The sequence below is a fragment of the Pediococcus acidilactici genome, assembly GCA_024970065.1.
GTDB classification, from domain to species: Bacteria; Bacillota; Bacilli; order Lactobacillales; family Lactobacillaceae; genus Pediococcus; species Pediococcus acidilactici_A.
The window spans coordinates 1,610,390-1,627,830 of sequence record CP103908.1 but is presented as its reverse complement, the minus strand read 5'-3'; the positions used below and the strand labels follow the sequence as shown (position 1 = coordinate 1,627,830).

Annotated in this window: 15 protein-coding genes; 12 read left to right on the top strand and 3 right to left on the bottom strand. The window is 44.3% G+C overall.

Annotated features, from left to right (window positions below; all coding sequences use genetic code 11):
• Window positions 1-21: 21 nt before the first annotated feature.
• The 8 genes from htpX (at window position 22) to NYR25_07795 (ending at window position 7,851) form a co-directional block, all read left to right on the top strand.
• Complete coding sequence (htpX, locus tag NYR25_07830) at window positions 22-918, top strand: zinc metalloprotease HtpX (protein UWF33484.1); 897 nt, start codon at window positions 22-24, stop codon at window positions 916-918.
• A gap of 47 nt (window positions 919-965) precedes the next feature.
• Entirely contained in the window at window positions 966-1,751 is a 786-nt protein-coding gene (locus NYR25_07825; protein ID UWF33483.1) for a hypothetical protein, read from the top strand.
• A 218-nt stretch (window positions 1,752-1,969) separates the two neighbouring features.
• On the top strand, window positions 1,970-3,349 hold the full coding sequence (locus NYR25_07820; protein ID UWF33482.1) for a UDP-N-acetylmuramoyl-tripeptide--D-alanyl-D-alanine ligase: 1,380 nt from the start codon (window positions 1,970-1,972) through the stop codon (window positions 3,347-3,349).
• Window positions 3,350-3,920: 571 nt separating this feature from the next.
• Entirely contained in the window at window positions 3,921-5,459 is a 1,539-nt protein-coding gene (locus NYR25_07815; GenBank protein ID UWF33481.1) for a DEAD/DEAH box helicase, read from the top strand.
• Between the two features lie 214 nt (window positions 5,460-5,673).
• Window positions 5,674-6,027 carry a holo-ACP synthase gene (acpS, locus tag NYR25_07810; protein ID UWF33480.1) on the top strand — a complete coding sequence of 118 codons (354 nt, stop codon included), beginning with the start codon at window positions 5,674-5,676 and terminating at the stop codon, window positions 6,025-6,027.
• Window positions 6,028-6,029: 2 nt separating this feature from the next.
• A complete protein-coding gene (gene alr, locus NYR25_07805) occupies window positions 6,030-7,157 on the top strand; it encodes an alanine racemase (protein ID UWF33479.1) in 1,128 nt (375 codons plus the stop codon).
• 54 nt (window positions 7,158-7,211) lie between these two features.
• Window positions 7,212-7,460, top strand: coding sequence for a hypothetical protein (locus tag NYR25_07800; protein UWF33478.1), 249 nt, complete (start codon window positions 7,212-7,214; stop codon window positions 7,458-7,460).
• A 28-nt stretch (window positions 7,461-7,488) separates the two neighbouring features.
• Window positions 7,489-7,851 (top strand): type II toxin-antitoxin system PemK/MazF family toxin, encoded by a 363-nt coding sequence (locus tag NYR25_07795; protein ID UWF33477.1) that lies wholly within the window; start codon window positions 7,489-7,491, stop codon window positions 7,849-7,851.
• A gap of 90 nt (window positions 7,852-7,941) precedes the next feature.
• Here NYR25_07795 and cbpA read toward each other — a convergent pair whose 3' ends face one another.
• From cbpA to NYR25_07780, 3 genes are all read right to left on the bottom strand, one after another.
• On the bottom strand, window positions 7,942-8,589 hold the full coding sequence (gene cbpA / locus NYR25_07790; GenBank protein UWF33476.1) for a cyclic di-AMP binding protein CbpA: 648 nt from the start codon (window positions 8,587-8,589) through the stop codon (window positions 7,942-7,944).
• 55 nt (window positions 8,590-8,644) lie between these two features.
• Complete coding sequence (locus tag NYR25_07785; protein UWF33475.1) at window positions 8,645-10,018, bottom strand: L,D-transpeptidase/peptidoglycan binding protein; 1,374 nt, start codon at window positions 10,016-10,018, stop codon at window positions 8,645-8,647.
• A 241-nt stretch (window positions 10,019-10,259) separates the two neighbouring features.
• Window positions 10,260-11,231: an L-lactate dehydrogenase gene (locus NYR25_07780; GenBank protein UWF33474.1), complete on the bottom strand. Its 972-nt coding sequence runs from the start codon at window positions 11,229-11,231 to the stop codon at window positions 10,260-10,262.
• Window positions 11,232-11,472: 241 nt separating this feature from the next.
• On the opposite strand from NYR25_07780, the gene pth reads away from it, so the two are divergent.
• From pth to NYR25_07760, 4 genes are read left to right on the top strand one after another with little or no spacing between them, the layout of a single operon-like run.
• Window positions 11,473-12,030 (top strand): aminoacyl-tRNA hydrolase, encoded by a 558-nt coding sequence (gene pth, locus NYR25_07775; GenBank protein UWF33473.1) that lies wholly within the window; start codon window positions 11,473-11,475, stop codon window positions 12,028-12,030.
• 10 nt (window positions 12,031-12,040) lie between these two features.
• Window positions 12,041-15,538 carry a transcription-repair coupling factor gene (mfd, locus tag NYR25_07770; GenBank protein ID UWF33472.1) on the top strand — a complete coding sequence of 1,166 codons (3,498 nt, stop codon included), beginning with the start codon at window positions 12,041-12,043 and terminating at the stop codon, window positions 15,536-15,538.
• 9 nt (window positions 15,539-15,547) lie between these two features.
• Window positions 15,548-17,131 carry a polysaccharide biosynthesis protein gene (locus tag NYR25_07765; protein UWF33471.1) on the top strand — a complete coding sequence of 528 codons (1,584 nt, stop codon included), beginning with the start codon at window positions 15,548-15,550 and terminating at the stop codon, window positions 17,129-17,131.
• On the top strand, window positions 17,128-17,397 hold the full coding sequence (locus NYR25_07760; protein UWF33470.1) for an RNA-binding S4 domain-containing protein: 270 nt from the start codon (window positions 17,128-17,130) through the stop codon (window positions 17,395-17,397). The genes NYR25_07765 and NYR25_07760 overlap by 4 nt, the downstream gene beginning before the upstream one ends.
• The last annotated feature ends 44 nt before the right edge of the window (window positions 17,398-17,441 follow it).

Sequence of the window (17,441 nt, the reverse complement as noted above, 5' to 3'; positions counted from 1 at the left end):
GTATTTAAAGAGGGAAGACGAATGTTATATCAACAAATTGCAAGTAACAAACGCAAGACCATCTACGTGATGGCGGGCTTTGCGATTTTGGTCCTCCTGATTGGTGCGTCGGTTGGTTATGTATTTTACAATAGTGCTGGCGCAGGAGTAGTGATGGCGGCGGTCATTGCCGCAGTTTACATGGGACTAATGATCAGCAATTCAACGAACGTGGTGATGCGAATGAACCATGCGGCAGAAATTAGCGAAGCCGATCATCCTGAACTATGGCATATTGTAGAAGACATGGCGCTGGTCGGAAAGGTACCGATGCCTAAGGTATACATCGTAGATGATCCTAGTCCGAATGCCTTTGCAACTGGAAACGACCCCCAACACGCAGCGGTGGCGGTGACGACTGGTATTTTAGCGCGCTTAAACCGTGAAGAAATGGAAGGCGTAATTGGTCATGAAATTTCGCACATTCGAAATTATGATATCCGCCTTTCCACAATTGCGTTAGCACTTTCAGCAGCAGTCTCATTGCTAGTAAACTGGGGGATGCACGCGTTTTGGTGGGGCGGCGGTCGCCGACGGGATAGTGATGATGACGAGGATAATAGCTTAAGGGCTATTTTAATGATTCTCGCCTTGTTGCTGGTGATTTTGGGGCCGATTGCGACTTCCATTGCCCAATTAGCCCTTTCCCGCAACCGTGAATACCTCGCGGATGCGTCTAGCGTAGAATTGACGCGGAATCCGCTGGGGTTAATTAACGCGTTAAGAAAGATTTCGGCTAGCGAACCCATGCAGGAAGCGGATCCTAGCAGTGCAGCACTATACATTGCGGACCCCTTTAAAAAGAAACGCTCGTTAGCCCATCTATTTGACACCCATCCGCCAATTGAAGATCGCATTGCTCGACTAGAGAAAATGTGAGTTGATCAATCAAAGATATCATTTAATTGAAAGTGAGATAAGGGTCCATGTTGCGTGACGACTATATTTTTGTACATTTAGAATCAATTGTTAACTTAATTTATTCGCGCGGAATTACTGCCAAAGATTTCTTGGATGGAATTTTGCAGATGCCGACCAATATTTTACTTTTAAACCGAGAAGTTAGTGACGACGTGCCGATTGACAACCATACTTTTTTGAATGAAATTAACGATGCCAAGACAATAAGTCAGTATTTACTTGATCCGCATAGCAGTAAAAATTGGATCGACTTTTCCCAAGAAGAGGCGCTTAGTGAATTAACTCCGAACGATATTGCTAACTTGTTGTATATGGGGCACATGAAGAGCCATCTAGACACCCCATTTTCTTACAAACTGCAAAATGACTACGTTTATTTAGAGGTGGGAACTAACCAAGTAAAAACATACTACCGCCGGCTAAAAAATTTCTACGCGGTTTTAAATCGGTCGGTAATTCGGCATGCTGAACAGACTTATAACGAACACCGGCTAGTTTTTCGGCGAATTAATCATTTTTCGGAATTACCAGCAAGCATGGTGAGGCAATTGATCCCGGTGCTGGGTGAAGGAGTAATTTTTGCTTTTGACCAAGCTATTGAGCAAGATCACGAGTTACGAATTCCAATTTTAATTGCGAGTGACAGTAATTTAGCCCCAACGTTGCGAAGTAAGGATTCACTGTATAACCAGGCGCAGCAAATTGCCGTGTTAAAATATAACTTAAGAAATCAAGATTGGCATTTTATCATTACCAATCCCAAAGCGTTTGACGCCGAAGCACTGTACTAACAGAATGGCGCTCCGCGTTAGGCGCATAATTAATGAATTATTATAGTAGCGAATGGAAGCCCAGTTTTTGTTAACCCAAACTAATTTTCAACGGTATGTTTCTAGATTAAGTTGGTTGTTAAAATTTACTGGGCTTTTTTGAACCCGTAGCCTTAGGAACGAAAAGAGTGGCTATGGTATAATTGAGGGTAGGTTTGAATAGGGGGAGCTTTAGAAATATGAAAATGCAACTAAGTGAAATTGCCCGTGCTCTTGGAGTAGATGAGTACCCGGAACAATGGAATGAGGTTAGTGTCACTAGTGTTCAGTTTGATAGTCGCCAATTGACGCCGGGTTCTTTGTTCGTTCCGATTAAGGGACAACGCGACGGTCACCAATTTATTGAGCAGGCTATTCAGGCCGGCGCGGTCGCAACGTTATGGGCGAAGGATCATGAAGATACCCGTCCGGCAGATCTGCCAAGTATTGAAGTGGAAGATCCACTGGCCGCGTTGCAAAAATTAGCGAAATACTACTTAGATAAAATTAATCCTAAAGTTGTGGCAATTACGGGAAGCAACGGTAAGACCACGACTAAAGATATGACTGCTGCCATTTTGGCGACCGAGTTTAACGTGGTAAAAACGGAAGCCAACTTCAACAACGAAATTGGGGTGCCAATTACCATTTTAGGGATGAACGCGAATACCGAGGTACTGGTGGTTGAATTAGGGATGGATCGTCCCGGCCAGCTGCACTTCCTAAGTGAGTTAGTACAACCGGACATCGCGGTAATTACCATGATTGGGGAAGCCCATATCGAATTCTTTAAGACGCGTGATCGAATTGCGGACGCTAAAATGGAAATTACGGACGGCTTAAAAGAGGACGGTTGCTTTGTTTACGATGGCGACGAACCATTATTGACAGAACGCGCTAAGACGGTCGATGTTGAACAGCTTACGTTTGGGATGCGAAATGAAAACGACGTATTTGCGACTGACGTAGCCGGGAACGATACTGAAACGACATTTAAGACCAACCTTGATTCGGAAGTCGAAGTTAAGTTGCCAATTATTGGCGAATACAACGTAATGAATGCTTTAGCAGCAATTACGGTAGGCAACCGGTATCACGTTGGAATTGCGGATAGCGCCCGTGCATTGGCAGATTTTAACTTAACTAAGAATCGAACCGAATGGCTAAAAGGACGTCAGGGAGAACGGATTTTAAGTGATGTATATAATTCGAATCCTACGGCCGCAAAGGCGGTGTTAAACTCTTTTGCACACACTAAGAAAACGGGACGCCGTTTTGTGGTGCTTGGCGACATGCTAGAACTTGGGGAAGATGCTGACCAAATGCACGCCCAGCTAGCAGATAATTTAGATCCTGCCCAATTTGAAGAAGTATTTCTCGTGGGCGCACACATGCAAGCATTGGGAAAACGGTTGGTTGATGAAAAAATATATCCAGCGGAAGCCGTTCATTTGTACGCCGCAAATGAGCTTCCTCAACTGACTGCAGACTTACAGCATAAAATTAAGGCCGACGACTGCGTACTATTAAAGGCAAGTCACGGAATTCATTTGGAAAAAGTAGTTGAAGAACTCAAATAGCAAGCTAAAGACCGGGGAGGCTCCCGGTCTTTTTTGTGGTCGGGAGTTCGCACTTAAGAAGGCTGAAATGGGAATACGCCTTTGGAACGTTGCGGCTAACCCAATTTAGTTCTCAATCGTCTAACCCACGATTAAGCCCTAAATTAAGTTAATCCTCAAGCCCAGACCAAGGGCTTCCACGCTCTTTATTAGGAAACGAGTTCCAGCCCTTAGGGTTCTGCGGCTAACCCAATTTAGAACTCAATCGCCTAACCCGCGATTAAGCCCTAAATTAAGTTAGTCCTCAAACCCAGACCAAGGGCTTCCACGCTCTTTATTAGGAAACGAGTTCCAGCCCTTAGGGTTCTGCGGCTAACCCAATTTAGAACTCAATCGTCTAACCCACGATTAAGCCCTAAATTAAATTAGTCCTCAAACCCAGACCAAGGGCTTCCACTCTCTATTTTATTTGCTAATCCCACTTCGCGGGTGTATGATTATAAAGTTATGTTTACATGATTGTTACTGTGGGCTTTGCCCTAAAAGACGGATTTTCTTTGATGCAGTAGCAGAAATTTAGGAGGAATTATATTTGAAATTTACCGAACTAGGGTTGGAAGAAGACATTTTGAAAGCTGTTTTAGACAATGGATACGATGAACCCACTCCAATCCAAGCTGAAACAATTCCCGATGTCTTAGCGGGGAAAGATATTATTGGACAGGCACAAACCGGAACCGGAAAAACGGCTGCGTTTGGATTGCCAATCTTACAAAATGTTGACCTAGATAATCCTAATATTCAAGCAATTATCGTTTCACCAACGCGTGAATTAGCTGCCCAAACCCAAGCAGAAATTTTTAAATTGGGTAAGTACAAGCGAGCTAAAGTTCAAGTTGTGTATGGTGGAGCAGACATTCGCCGGCAAATCAATGCGTTGAAGAGCCACCCACAAATCGTTGTGGGAACTCCCGGCCGACTTTTAGATCACATTGGCCGACACACTATTCGCTTAGACCACGTTAAAACCCTGGTACTTGACGAAGCGGATGATATGTTGGACATGGGATTCTTACCAGATATTGAAAAAATTATTGAACAAACCCCAAGTGAACGGCAAACGTTACTATTCTCAGCAACGATGCCAGCACCAATCAAAAAGATTGGGGTTAAATTTATGACTGATCCTAAACAAGTGACGGTTAAGTCAAAAGAACTAACCGCTGATTTGGTTGATCAGTACTACATTCGTTCTAAAGAATTTGAAAAATTTGATATGTTAACCCGAATTATTGACGTGCAGTCACCTAAGTTAGCAGTAGTCTTCGGTCGGACAAAGCGCCGAGTTGACGAAGTGGCTAAGGGATTGGTTGCTCGTGGGTATAACGCAGCGGGAATCCATGGAGACCTAACGCAACAACGCCGGATGAACATTTTGCACCAATTCCGGGATGGGCAATTAGATATTCTAGTTGCTACCGACGTTGCGGCACGGGGATTAGATATTTCTGGAGTTACCCACGTTTATAATTACGACATCCCCCAAGATCCTGAAAGTTACGTTCACCGGATCGGGCGGACTGGCCGGGCCGGTGCTCACGGAACTTCCGTAACCTTTGTAACTAACTGGGAAATGGATTACCTTCGGGATGTAGAACGTTTAACTAAGAAACGTTTACTTCCATTAAAGCCACCAACAGAAGAAGAAGCCTTCATTGGTCGGGCAGCAATGGCAGAACAAAACGTGCAAGAATTGGTTAAAAAGACGGATGTTGATAAGTTTGGCGAACAAGCAGACCGTTTATTAGAACAATACGACGCGCGTACATTAGTAGCGACCTTATTAAATGACGAAACTAAGGCAGACGCAAGTGAAATTAAGGTTAAAATTACTCCTGAACGCCCATTGCCACGGAAGAAGAGTGGTAATCACAAGGGTGGTGGCGGCTACCGAGGTGGTCGGCGTCACGGCGGTGGTAATGGCTACCGGCGCAACGGCAATGGTGGCAAATGGAACGATCGTAAGAACGGTCATCGACGAGATCGTGACGATCGCCACGCGGGTTCAAACCACCGGCAAGATAGTAATAAAGGCGGCAACAAACGTCACTTTGTTATTAAAGAAAAATAAAGTTCAAACGGATTAATGAGGTTACCGAAGCGTGGGTTTCGGACCTCATTTTTTTATTCAGCAGTTTTAGAAAAACTTTACCAATCCGCTTGAGCCCCGGGATGGTAGTTAAGGAAGGCAAAGGGATGGCAAAGCCCATCGTAGCGGGGTTAAGTTGGGATGTTCTTTCAAAGGTAAGTTTGATACAATAAATGACGACAATGGGAGGATTCACATGATCTACGGAATTGGCATTGATATTACCAATATTGATCGGTTTAAAACGTTGCATAATCCAACGTCTTTTATCAAGAAAGTATTGACTACTAAAGAGCAAGCCGAATTGGCAAACATGAGCGGTCAGCGAGCGTACGAATTTTTGGCTGGCCATTTTTCAGTCAAAGAATCCTATAGTAAAGCTTACGGTACGGGATTAGGAAAGCACCTTAATTTTCAAGATATTGAAGTTGTGTATGATGACAATGGTCGACCAATGTTTAGCAAGCATCCTTTTAATGGGGCAGCACACGTGTCGATTTCGCATTCAAAACACCATGTCGTAACACAGGTAATCTTAGAGGGGGATTAACAATGGTTGAAGGATGGCATCGTTCAAGTCGACTAGTAGTTGATGCGGCGGCAATTCGACAAAATGTAAAAAAAGAAATTGAACGATTAGATCAGCAAAGTGAGTTATTTGCCGTAATCAAAGCAGACGCGTATGGTCACGGACTGATTCCGGTCGCCCGGTATACTGAACAAGCGGGGGCCACCGGTTTTTGTGTGGCAATTTTAGACGAGGCGCTTACGTTACGGGAAGCGGGTTTTGCGGAACCAATCTTAGTTTTGGGGGTTACCAACATGAAGTGGGCGGCATTAGCTGCGGAAAAAGACATTTCGTTAACCGTTGGTGATGTAGATTGGTTAATTAAAGCAGCTCCGCAATTAACGGCGGAGCATCCGTTGAAGGTGCATCTTGGACTTGATACAGGAATGGGACGAATTGGTTTCCAAGAAGCAGGGGAGCTTAACCGAGCTGCAAAGTTACTCAAAGAAGACGAGCGGTTCATCTTTGAAGGTGTATTTACCCATTTTGCAACTGCAGATGAAAAGGACCCAACTTATTTCAACCTGCAAGTTGACCGTTTTCATAAAATGGTGGATACTTTGCCTGAAAAGCCACGGTACGTGCACGTTTCTAACACCGCGACTAGTCTATGGCATGCGGCATGCAATGGTAACATGATCCGATTTGGAGTTGGTATTTACGGGATGAATCCGTCTGGATCCGTTCTGGAACCACCGTATGATTTAAAACCAGCGATGTCGTTAGAAGCCCAACTTTCATTTTCAAAATTATTGAAAAAGGGTCGTTCGGTTAGCTACGGAGCAACTTATACCGCTGAACAAGACGAATGGATTGGTACCGTTCCGATTGGCTACGCGGATGGTTACCCACGATGCCTACAAGGGTTCCACGTGCTAGTTGATGGGCACTTCTGTGAAATCGTGGGGCGGGTCTGCATGGACCAATTAATGATTCGCCTTCCGCATGAATATCCGGCAGGTACCCGGGTAATTTTAGCGGGACAATCGCAAGGAAAGAGTATCAGCATGACGGACATTGCTGATTACGCAGGAACGATTAATTACGAGATTACTTGTGGCTTTACGGAGCGGATTCCGCGAGTTTATAAGAATAATGATATAGTAAAATAATTTTATTGATGGTAGAATGAAAGTAATAATCAGGAATACAGGAGAGCGAGCCTAATGAGTAATCAACTAAGGGATATATCTGTTGAAAAAGAGATTTATTGTGAAATGTTTGAAGTTGAACCCACTGGGGTAAGTGATCAACTAATCCATGCTTTTTTTGAACGTCATGCTGCGGAACATTTAGAGCTTTTAAAAGCGGGCTACCAACAAATGGCGGATATTAACGCTAAGATTACCCAAGATTTCACGTCCTGCGAGGCGGCTTGCGAAGAACACGTATTCAACGTGTTGAGTAGTGATTAAATTAATAGATTAAAGATGGGGTGGCACTGTGGACGAATCCAAGATCAAGCGCGGCGATTTGTTCTATGCAGACTTGTCACCAGTTGTTGGTTCTGAACAAGGGGGAATGCGTCCGGTTTTAGTGATTCAAAATAACGTTGGCAATCACTATAGTCCGACGGTAATTATCGCAGCGATTACGACTAGGATTACTAAACCAAAGATGCCCACCCACGTTGCCATTCGTGCAGGCGAAGCCGGCAATCCGCGGGCTTCGGTAATTTTAATGGAACAGATTCGAACAATTGATAAACAACGTCTACATGATCGAATTGGCCGGTTGGACGGCCAAAAGATGAAACGCGTCAACGAGGCCCTTAAAGTTAGTTTGGGTCTGGTTGCGAATACATAAAGGACCATTACAGCAAACGTTACTCACAACACTGTAATAGCCCACAAAAAATAGCGACCAGGAATTTTCCTGGTCGCTATTTTTAATAATCTAAGCTAAACGATGCGATTGTAAATCCTCAACCTCAGGGACTTTGAAACCTTTTCGCTCTAAATTGCTAATAATGCGTTGTAGCTTTTTTGGTGGAACTCCCGCTGGTAAGGTAAACAACGTCCGATGAATCAGTTCATCTTCGTTAGAGTCCAAAGTAATGACGCTTGCAATGGAAGTATACTTTGTAATGATTTTTGCGCTAGTTGCTAAATCACCGCGTTCGTCACTAGAAACCACCGTGATTACGTAACTCCCTACGTTAGTATTCCAAGATTGGGAAAGGGCGTCTAGCAGGCGCGCATGGGTTAAAATCCCGTAGAAATAATTATTATCATCTAAAACGGTGATGTAAGGTAAATCCTTGATGGTAAAAAATACGGTGAAGAACGCGGCACTTAAGTTAATATACTTGGTCGCGTTTTTCAATAGACTGGTCACCGGGTCTTGCATTGAGCCACCCCGCGACTTATGCCGGTAAATGTGCATTTTATAAATATTTCCGCGGAAAAGGCGCCCGGTTTTATCTAAAATGGGAACGCACCGGAAACCAGAATCTTCTAAAATTTTAAGAGCTTCTTCAAGTGTGGCATCTTCTTGGACGGTAGTTAGCCGTTGCTTGGGTTTAACCATTGATTTTAATAACATTATGGATTACCCTCCATATCTTAATCTATTTTTAATAATAGCATAGATTAAGGTATTAGAATACCACTACCGGAGTTCCAACTGGAACAGCATCGAACAATTTTTTCATTGTGGCGGGTGGGGTGTTAACACAGCCGTGTGAGCCGTGCGACTTATACCAGTCACCACCGAATTTAGGTTGCCAAGGAGCGTCGTGGAGGCCCACTCCGGTGTAGTCAATCGGCATCCAGTAGCTTACTGGAGAAGCGTAGTTGGAACCATCATCGTTTTTGCCGCGTAACGTTGCGTTACGTTCTTTGTTCCAAACGTAAAAGACTCCCGTAGGCGTGGTGTTACCGTTCGATGGCTTACCAGTTACCACGTCGGTAGAAATTTGCAGTTTACCATCCTTATAGAACCACATGTGTTGGTTAGTTTTATCGACTTCTACATACGTAGAGCCAAGGTCACCCTTTTTCAAAGATTGCCCCGAACCAACGATGGTAGCTTTTTGGGTAAAACTAGCGCCTTTTAGAATGTTGGTACTTAGGTTAGCGGCATCGGCCGTGGTGTTGATTGACCAACCAAAAATTCCATCCTTAACGGTTTGGGTACCGCGCTTAGTACTGTTGAAGGTCACGTCCGCTCCGTAAGTAGCGTATTTTTGGTTTAAATCCGCTAAATAAGCCTTTACTTTGGATTGATCCACGCTTAATTTTTGCTGGCCTTGAGAATCGGTTTTAACGTCGAGCCAACTTTTTATAGTGGTTTTAGGAATCACCACGGTATTGCCGTTTACGTCATAGGTGATTTTTTCATTTTCGGCTTGAATCCGTTGAAGTTTAACCTGAGCAGCATTATTCTTCTTCGAATAGTAGGTTTTTTTTAGGTCCAACTCTTGAGCGCCTCTAGCAGTGCTGGCTTGAATTTGCTGTGCCAGAATTTCTGGACTAACAACGTGAGCAGTTGATTTGGTATTAGAATTTAGTTTTTGATTTAGTTCGTCAGCGGTAGTTTTAGCATAGGCATTTAACTTTTTAGTGCCCGCCTGATCAAGACTAACGGAAGGTTTGTCTGCAGCGTTGGCTACGTGCATTAGATGAAGGGGCCAGGCCCATCCATTTTGTGATTTGATTGCGCTAGTGATTGACTGGCGACTGGTTGAACTGATTCCCGCGTCAGCAAGGTCAACCTTTTTTACAACTTTGCCGTTCGCAGTCAAATTTAATTTTTGATTACTTAAGTGGTTTTCAATCAACTGCTGTGCTTGGGCAGCAGTTTTGCCGCCTACGTTAGTGCCCGCTAACGTTGTGTTTGGCATAAAGGTTTTGCTATTTTGGTAATGGTGGGCGATACCGGCGTAGCCCAATCCCAAAATAACCACTGCACCAACCGTGATGGCAATTTTTGAATGGTGTGGTCGCTGGTGCTGATGTTTTCGTTGTTGCATAGTACTTCCCCCAAATGAATTGATTCTTTCTTTGCTTTTACTTTCTTCTGTAACATTACTGTAATATTTCTGATATATCAAGTCTACTATGCGAATCTTAACAAAAAAATCGGCCTTTGGCATCAATATTTACGTAATTACTCATTTTTGGTACAAGATTGGGGAGAAAATGGCGATAAAGAAAGGTGAGCACAAAAAAAGCACCGGTTGCAACCGGTGCTTTCGTTAATAAATTTAATTATTATTTGTCTTGTTTTTCAGCAAGAGCGTTTAGACCGTCAGTAAGAACTTTCTTCAAAGTAGTTGCTGAGTCAGTCATCTTCTTCTTTTCGTCATCGCTAAGTGGTGCTTCGATAACGCGGTTTAGACCTTGACCATTGATAACTGCAGGAGTACCAATGTAAATGTCGTTCAAACCGTATTCGCCGTCCATGTATGCACCAACAGGTAGTACAGCATTTTCGTCGCGAAGGATTGCTTTAGAAATCCGCATCAAGGCAGTACCAACACCGTAGAATGTAGCACCCTTCTTGTTGATGATTTCGTAAGCTTTGTTACGTACGCTGTCTTCGATTTCAGCCAATTCGTCAGTTGAAACGCCTTCTTCTTTAGCGATTTCAAGCAATGGCTTTGTACCGATTGTAGCTGATGAGTAAGCAGCAAATTCACTGTCACCATGTTCACCTAAGATGTAAGCATCTACAGATTCTGGGCTAACGTTGAATTTCTTACCAAGAGCTACGCGCAAACGAGCTGTGTCAAGTGAGATACCTGAACCGATAACTTTTTCCTTAGGGAAGCCAGAGAATTTCCATGTTGCGTAAGTAAGGATATCAACTGGGTTAGCAGCAACAAGGAAGATACCATCAAAACCAGAATCAACAACTGGCTTAACAATTGTTGAAAGGATGTTCAAGTTCTTGTTAACAAGGTCAAGACGTGTTTCACCTGGCTTTTGTGGTGCGCCAGCTGTGATAACAACTAAGTCAGCATCCTTGCAGTCTGAGTATTCACCAGAGTAGATGTTCTTTGGAGCTGTGAATGGAGTAGCATCTTCAAGGTCCAATGCGTCCCCAACTGTACGATCCTTAACAACGTCGACAATGACGAATTCTTCAGCGATTCCTTGTTGTGCCATCGCGAATGCGTAACTAGAACCTACGGCACCGTCACCGACGAGGACAACTTTTTGATGATTTTGAATATTAGACATAATATCCATTCCCTTCATTTATTAGATTATATATTTGGTCCACCAGAGTATTATAGCATTTTAACAGGGGAAAGTTGAGACCTAATTTCAGAATGAGAATAAGTTTGTCTAAAATAATTGTCGGGGGAATGAAAGTAAAATCTAAGCTTTTATAATGATATATGATAAGATTATTTAAAACGAGCTCAAGCTGAAGGGGCGGATTCCTTTCAGCTATTTTTGCGTATGAGGATGATAAATAATGAAAATGATTGTTGGTTTAGGGAACATTGGAAAAGAATATGATCAAACGCGACATAATACCGGGTTTATGGTGGTGGACGCGCTAGCTAAAAAGTATGGGGTGGAGCATTTTAAGATCCATCACCAAGCCATGGTGGGCGAATTTTTCTTAAATGGTGAAAAGGTTTTATTAGTGAAACCAACCACCTACATGAACGATTCCGGGCGGGCCGTGCGTCCCTTGATGGATTACTATGATTTAGCCTTAACGGACTTGATCGTGGTTTATGATGACATGGACATGCCGGTAGGTAAAATTCGGTTACGCCAAAAGGGTTCGGCAGGCGGTCACAACGGGATCAAGAGCTTGATTGCCCATTTAGGTACCGAAAAATTTCGGCGTCTCCGAGTGGGAATTGAGCATCCTGCACACCAAAAGGTGGTCGATTACGTACTCGGAAGGTTTACTAAAGAACAACAAGCTGACTTTGAAATTGGCGTCCAAAATGCAGTTGCGGCACTCGACGACTGGTTAGCGGGCGCAGAATTCAGTCAATTGATGAATCAATACAATTAGTGGGGCAAGTATGAATATTGAAAAGATTTTTGCAGATACCAAAGCGGTCAATGAAGTTACTAGTAACTTAGGGCCGCAAACGCGGCAATTAGTGACCGGATTATTGGAACCTGCTAAACAACTTTTTTTGAATGCGCTATTGCAAAGCCAACAACGCCCGGTTTTGGTGGTGACGGATAGCTTAGCGCACGCAGAACGTTTATATAACGATTTGGCAGAGGGACAGCTAGATTTGCAAGCGTATTGGTTTCCCGCCGAAGAGATTATTGCGGCGGAAGTGGCGACTAGTTCACCTAACTACCGGACGGCCCGGGTGCGATTCTTAAACGCCCTTGCTAATCGTCAGTTGGGAGTTTACGTCACCTCGGCCTCGGGATTCCGCCGGATGGTCCCCGCTGCAGCTGACGTTAAGCAGGCCCAGCTGGAACTTACCGTGGGCGAAGAATATGATCCGCAAGAATTGATTCGCCAGCTGACTCAGTTGGGCTATCAACGGGTCGAGCAGGTGGAAAAGAAGTCGGAATTTGCCGTTCGAGGCTCGATTGTGGATATTTTTCCACTTAATCAAGACGTTCCGGTCCGGGTGGACTTTTTCGATGTCGAAGTGGATTCGCTCCGTACTTTCGACCAAAATAACCAGCGTAGCATTGAAAATATCACCCAGACTAAGATTCTGCCGGCAACGGATTTAATTGTGACGGAAGAACAATTTAGTCAGGGGATTGAAAAACTGCAAAAGCAGGTCCAAGCTGCACGCAAGCGTCTGGATGAAGACGACCAGGAAGCTTTACAACAAAACATTGCGGAAGTTACGGACCGGTGGCGAAAACACCAGATTATTCCAGAAGACGTAATTTACACCAAGCAACTTTACGCAAAACCGAATTCGTTGCTCGACTATTTGGCCGACGGGGTGCTGGTGGTTGATGACTACCCACGGATCTTAGATGCGGAGTTAGATATCCAGAAAAACGAAGCAAGCTGGATTGTGGATCAGTTGAAAAATAACGTTTTGCTAGATAACGACCCGTTTGGCTTAGAAATTCGGCAATTGATTCGGCAAAAAAAGCAATCCCAAGTCTTTTTGTCAATGTTCCAAAAGGGAATGGGGCGGCTTAAGTTTGACCAACTCACGGAAATCACCACTAGGGCGGTGCAGGAGTTCTTTGGTCAAATGCCGGTCTTAAAAGGCGAAGTAGAACGGTGGATGAGTCGGCACGCCACCGTCTTGATTTTTGCAAATTCTAAGGAGCGCCAAAGTAAAATTGCCAGCACGTTGCACGACTTTGAAATTGCTTCACAAACTGTGCAAGCAGACCGGGTAATTATCGGGGCGGTCAACATCATTGGTCAATCTTTCTCGCAAGGGTTTGAAATGCCGGATGCCAAACTGGTGGTGCTTACGGAAAAAGAACTGTTTGCCAAGGTACGCAAAAAACGTCCACGGCAACAGCACATTGAAAACGCAGAACGGCTAAAAAGCTATACCGAGCTAAAGCCTGGGGATTTTGTGGTGCACGTTAATCACGGGATTGGTAAATATTTGGGAATGACCACCATGGAAGTTGACGGGGTACACCAAGATTACCTCACTATCCAATACCAAGGTAGTGGACAGCTTTTCATTCCGGTAACCCAACTTAATTTAGTTCAAAAATATGTCGCGGCAGAAGGCAAGCGGCCTAAAATTAATCGACTGGGCGGATCCGACTGGGCAAAAACTAAGCAGCACGTTGCTTCAAAAATTGAAGACATTGCGGACGACTTAATTGAGCTATATGCTAAGCGAGAAGCTGAAAAAGGATTTGCTTTTCCGCCGGATGACGACTTGCAATTGCAATTTGAAAATGATTTTCCTTATACCGAAACTCCCGACCAACTCCGGTCGATCAAGGAAGTTAAGGAGGATATGGAAAAGCCACGGCCGATGGATCGTTTGCTAGTGGGAGACGTGGGTTACGGGAAAACTGAGGTAGCCCTCCGAGCTGCTTTTAAAGCCATCGAAGGCGGCAAGCAGGTGGCAATTCTCGTTCCCACCACGATTTTGGCACAACAACACTTTGATACGATGAACGATCGTTTTGAAGATTATCCAGTCACAACCGCGATGCTATCCCGGTTTCAAACTAACGCACAGATCAAGGAAGCGTTGGAGGGGTTGGCTGACGGAACCATTGACATTGTGGTGGGAACCCACCGGTTATTGTCAAAGGACGTGCAGTTTAAGGATTTAGGATTGCTAGTAATCGACGAAGAGCAGCGTTTTGGGGTGAAGCACAAGGAACGGATTAAGGCATTGCGTTCCCAAGTGGATGTCTTGACCCTTACGGCTACCCCGATTCCGCGAACCCTAAACATGTCGATGATTGGGGTGCGGGATCTTTCGGTAATTGAAACACCGCCAACTAACCGGTACCCGATTCAAACCTACGTGGTCGAGGAGAACGCTGGCATTATTCGTGAAGGAATTATGCGAGAAATCCGTCGAGATGGCCAGGTGTTTTTCTTGCATAACCGGGTGCAAGATATTGAAAAAGTGGTCGCCCAAATCGAGGCGTTGGTACCCGAGGCCCGGGTTGCCTACATTCACGGGCAGATGACTGAAAAACAACTTGAAGACATTTTGTTTGACTTCATCGAAGGTGAATATGACGTACTAGTAACGACTACGATTATCGAAACCGGAATCGACATTCCTAACGCCAATACTTTATTTGTGGAAAACGCCGATCACATGGGGCTTTCCCAGCTGTACCAGCTGCGGGGGCGGATTGGACGTTCTTCCCGGGTGGCGTACGCGTACTTCCTATATCAAAGGGACCGGGTGTTAACTGAATTAGGTGAAAAACGGTTGGAAGCCATTAAAGACTTCACGGAGCTGGGGTCCGGCTTTAAAATCGCTATGCGAGACCTTTCCATCCGGGGCGCGGGCAATTTGCTTGGAAAGCAACAACACGGGTTTATTGATTCGGTTGGTTACGATTTATACACGCAAATGCTGGCTGACGCAGTTAAGCAAAAACAGGGTAAGCAAGTTCCAAAACGGTCCGATAGTGAGATCGACTTGGAAATTGAAGCTTTTCTACCAAGTACGTATATCGAAGACCCACAACAAAAAATCGAATTCTACAAACGTCTTCGTCAGGTAGACTCTACCGAAGGCTTGATGGACGTGGTGGATGACTTGATTGACCGGTTTGGCGAATATCCGACCGAAGTAGCAAACTTAATTAAAGTTACCGAGCTAAAATTACACGCGGATGCTGCTCAGGTAGAAAAAATTGAACGTAAAAACGGTAATTTATTTATTACTTTAACGCCGGCAGCAAGTCAAAGAATTAGTGGGGAAAACGTCTTTGCTGCGTTATCAGTTACCAAACTACGAGCGACAGTGGCGGAATCAAATGATAAAATGCATATAAAGTTAGTTATTCAACCGCAAATGCAACAATCGGATTGGTTTGAACAACTAATGAGTTACGTTAAAAAATTAGCTGAATATTTGTGAGGAAGCGATTTGAAAAAAATAACCGAGCAAAAAGTAATGCAAGGAGCATTTATCCTGTCGGTTGCCGCAATTATCGCTAAGATTTTAAGCGCCGTATACCGCATTCCACTGCAAAATTTGGTGGGCAACACTGGATTTTACGTATACCAGCAAATCTATCCGATTTACGGAATTGGGATGACCTTTGCGCTTAACGGCTACCCCAACTTTATTTCTAAAATCATTGCTGAGGAGCCTGATCAAAGAAAAAAGTTGGTGCTTAGCCAATATTCTTTGATGATCTTAGCAGTACTTTCCGTCACGATATTTTTGGTATTAGTCGGGGGCGCCCATCCCATTGCCCAGGCAATGGGGGATCCCCAATTAGCACCGATGCTGCGGGTGGTGGCGACCATGTTTTTACTAATGCCGCTTTTAGCGACTGGCCGAGGATATTACCAGGGCATCTACGACGTCCTTCCTACGGCTAAGTCGCAAGTGGTCGAGCAAGTCGTTCGAGTGAGCATTATCATTCTCGTGGCGATTTTGACGGTTCGTCAGGACTGGTCCGTTTATAAAATGGGAGCGTATGCGATGGCTAGTTCCACCGTGGCGGCCGTGGCGGCAAGTTGGTTTTTTATCCCGGTGATCGGCAAAATTGTGCGCGAAGGCAATCACCATTTTAAATGGTCCGTTTTTAGACAGCTGGGGAAACGTTTTATTGTGGAAGGTGGGTTGATTTGCCTGCTTTCGGCGATGATTATTTTATTGCAACTAGTAGATTCCTTTACGGTGAAAAATAGCTTAGTAGCATCAGGAATGTTACCAGACGCTGCAAAGGCTTTAAAAGGGGTCTATGATCGTGCGCAACCATTGGTCCAAGTTGGAACGGTAATTGCGACTGCGTTTGCAACCACGTTATTACCATCGTTAACCGAAGCGCTCCAAAAGCGTGATACTGGTGGATTTTACCGGTCGGCAACTTCTTTGATACGGGTGGCCGTGGCAATTTCATCGGCAGCTAGTGTGGGAATGATTGCTTTAATGCCGTTCATTAACCGGCTGTTGTTCGGTAGCTCAACTGGCTCGGGCGCCTTAGCAATCTACAATCTCAGCATAATATTGGCTGCAATGATATTTGTTAATAACAGCGTTCTTCAAAGTATGGGACGCTTAAAAATGACTTTTTGGGCAATTTTCGCGGGACTCTGCGTCAAGGTGCTTTGCAACGGCTGGGCAGTGCGGCATTGGTCAATTGATGGCGCAAGCTGGGTGACCGTACTTAGTTTGGCTATCATTGCTTTTGCGATGAGTTGGGCTTTACCGGCGCGATTATTAAAGCGGGTTTACCTAGAAAATCACTTTTTACTGAAACTGCTAGTGGGAAACGCGATAATGTTCGTCGTCGTTCAGCTGATGGCTGGTTTTCTACACTTGATGATTGCGGGAACCGGTCGGGGCGCTGCCTTGATAATTACGGCAGTGGCTACGCTAATGGGTGCGTTAACTTGGCTAAGCTTTGTGCTCATTAATCGCGTATTCACCCTGCGAGAATGGCTGACGATTCCTTTTGGTAAAAAAATAATAAGAACAATACAGAGGATGGTTAAATGAGACTAGATAAATTTTTAAAAGTTTCGCGGATTATTAAACGACGGGCGTTGGCAAAAGAAGTTGCCGATCAGGGACGGATTTTGATTAATGATAAAGTAGCTAAGTCCTCGTCAAACGTAATGCCAAACGACCAAGTCGAAATTCGTTTTGGAAATAAAACTTTGGTGATCCGGGTAGAACAGTTGCTAGATACGACTAAAAAAGACGATGCAGAACGCATGTATACGATTATTTCTGAAAATTATCAACAGGATTTTAGAAAATAATTTAAAACTTGGTAAATATGCGTGGACAGGCTAGGTAAGCGTTG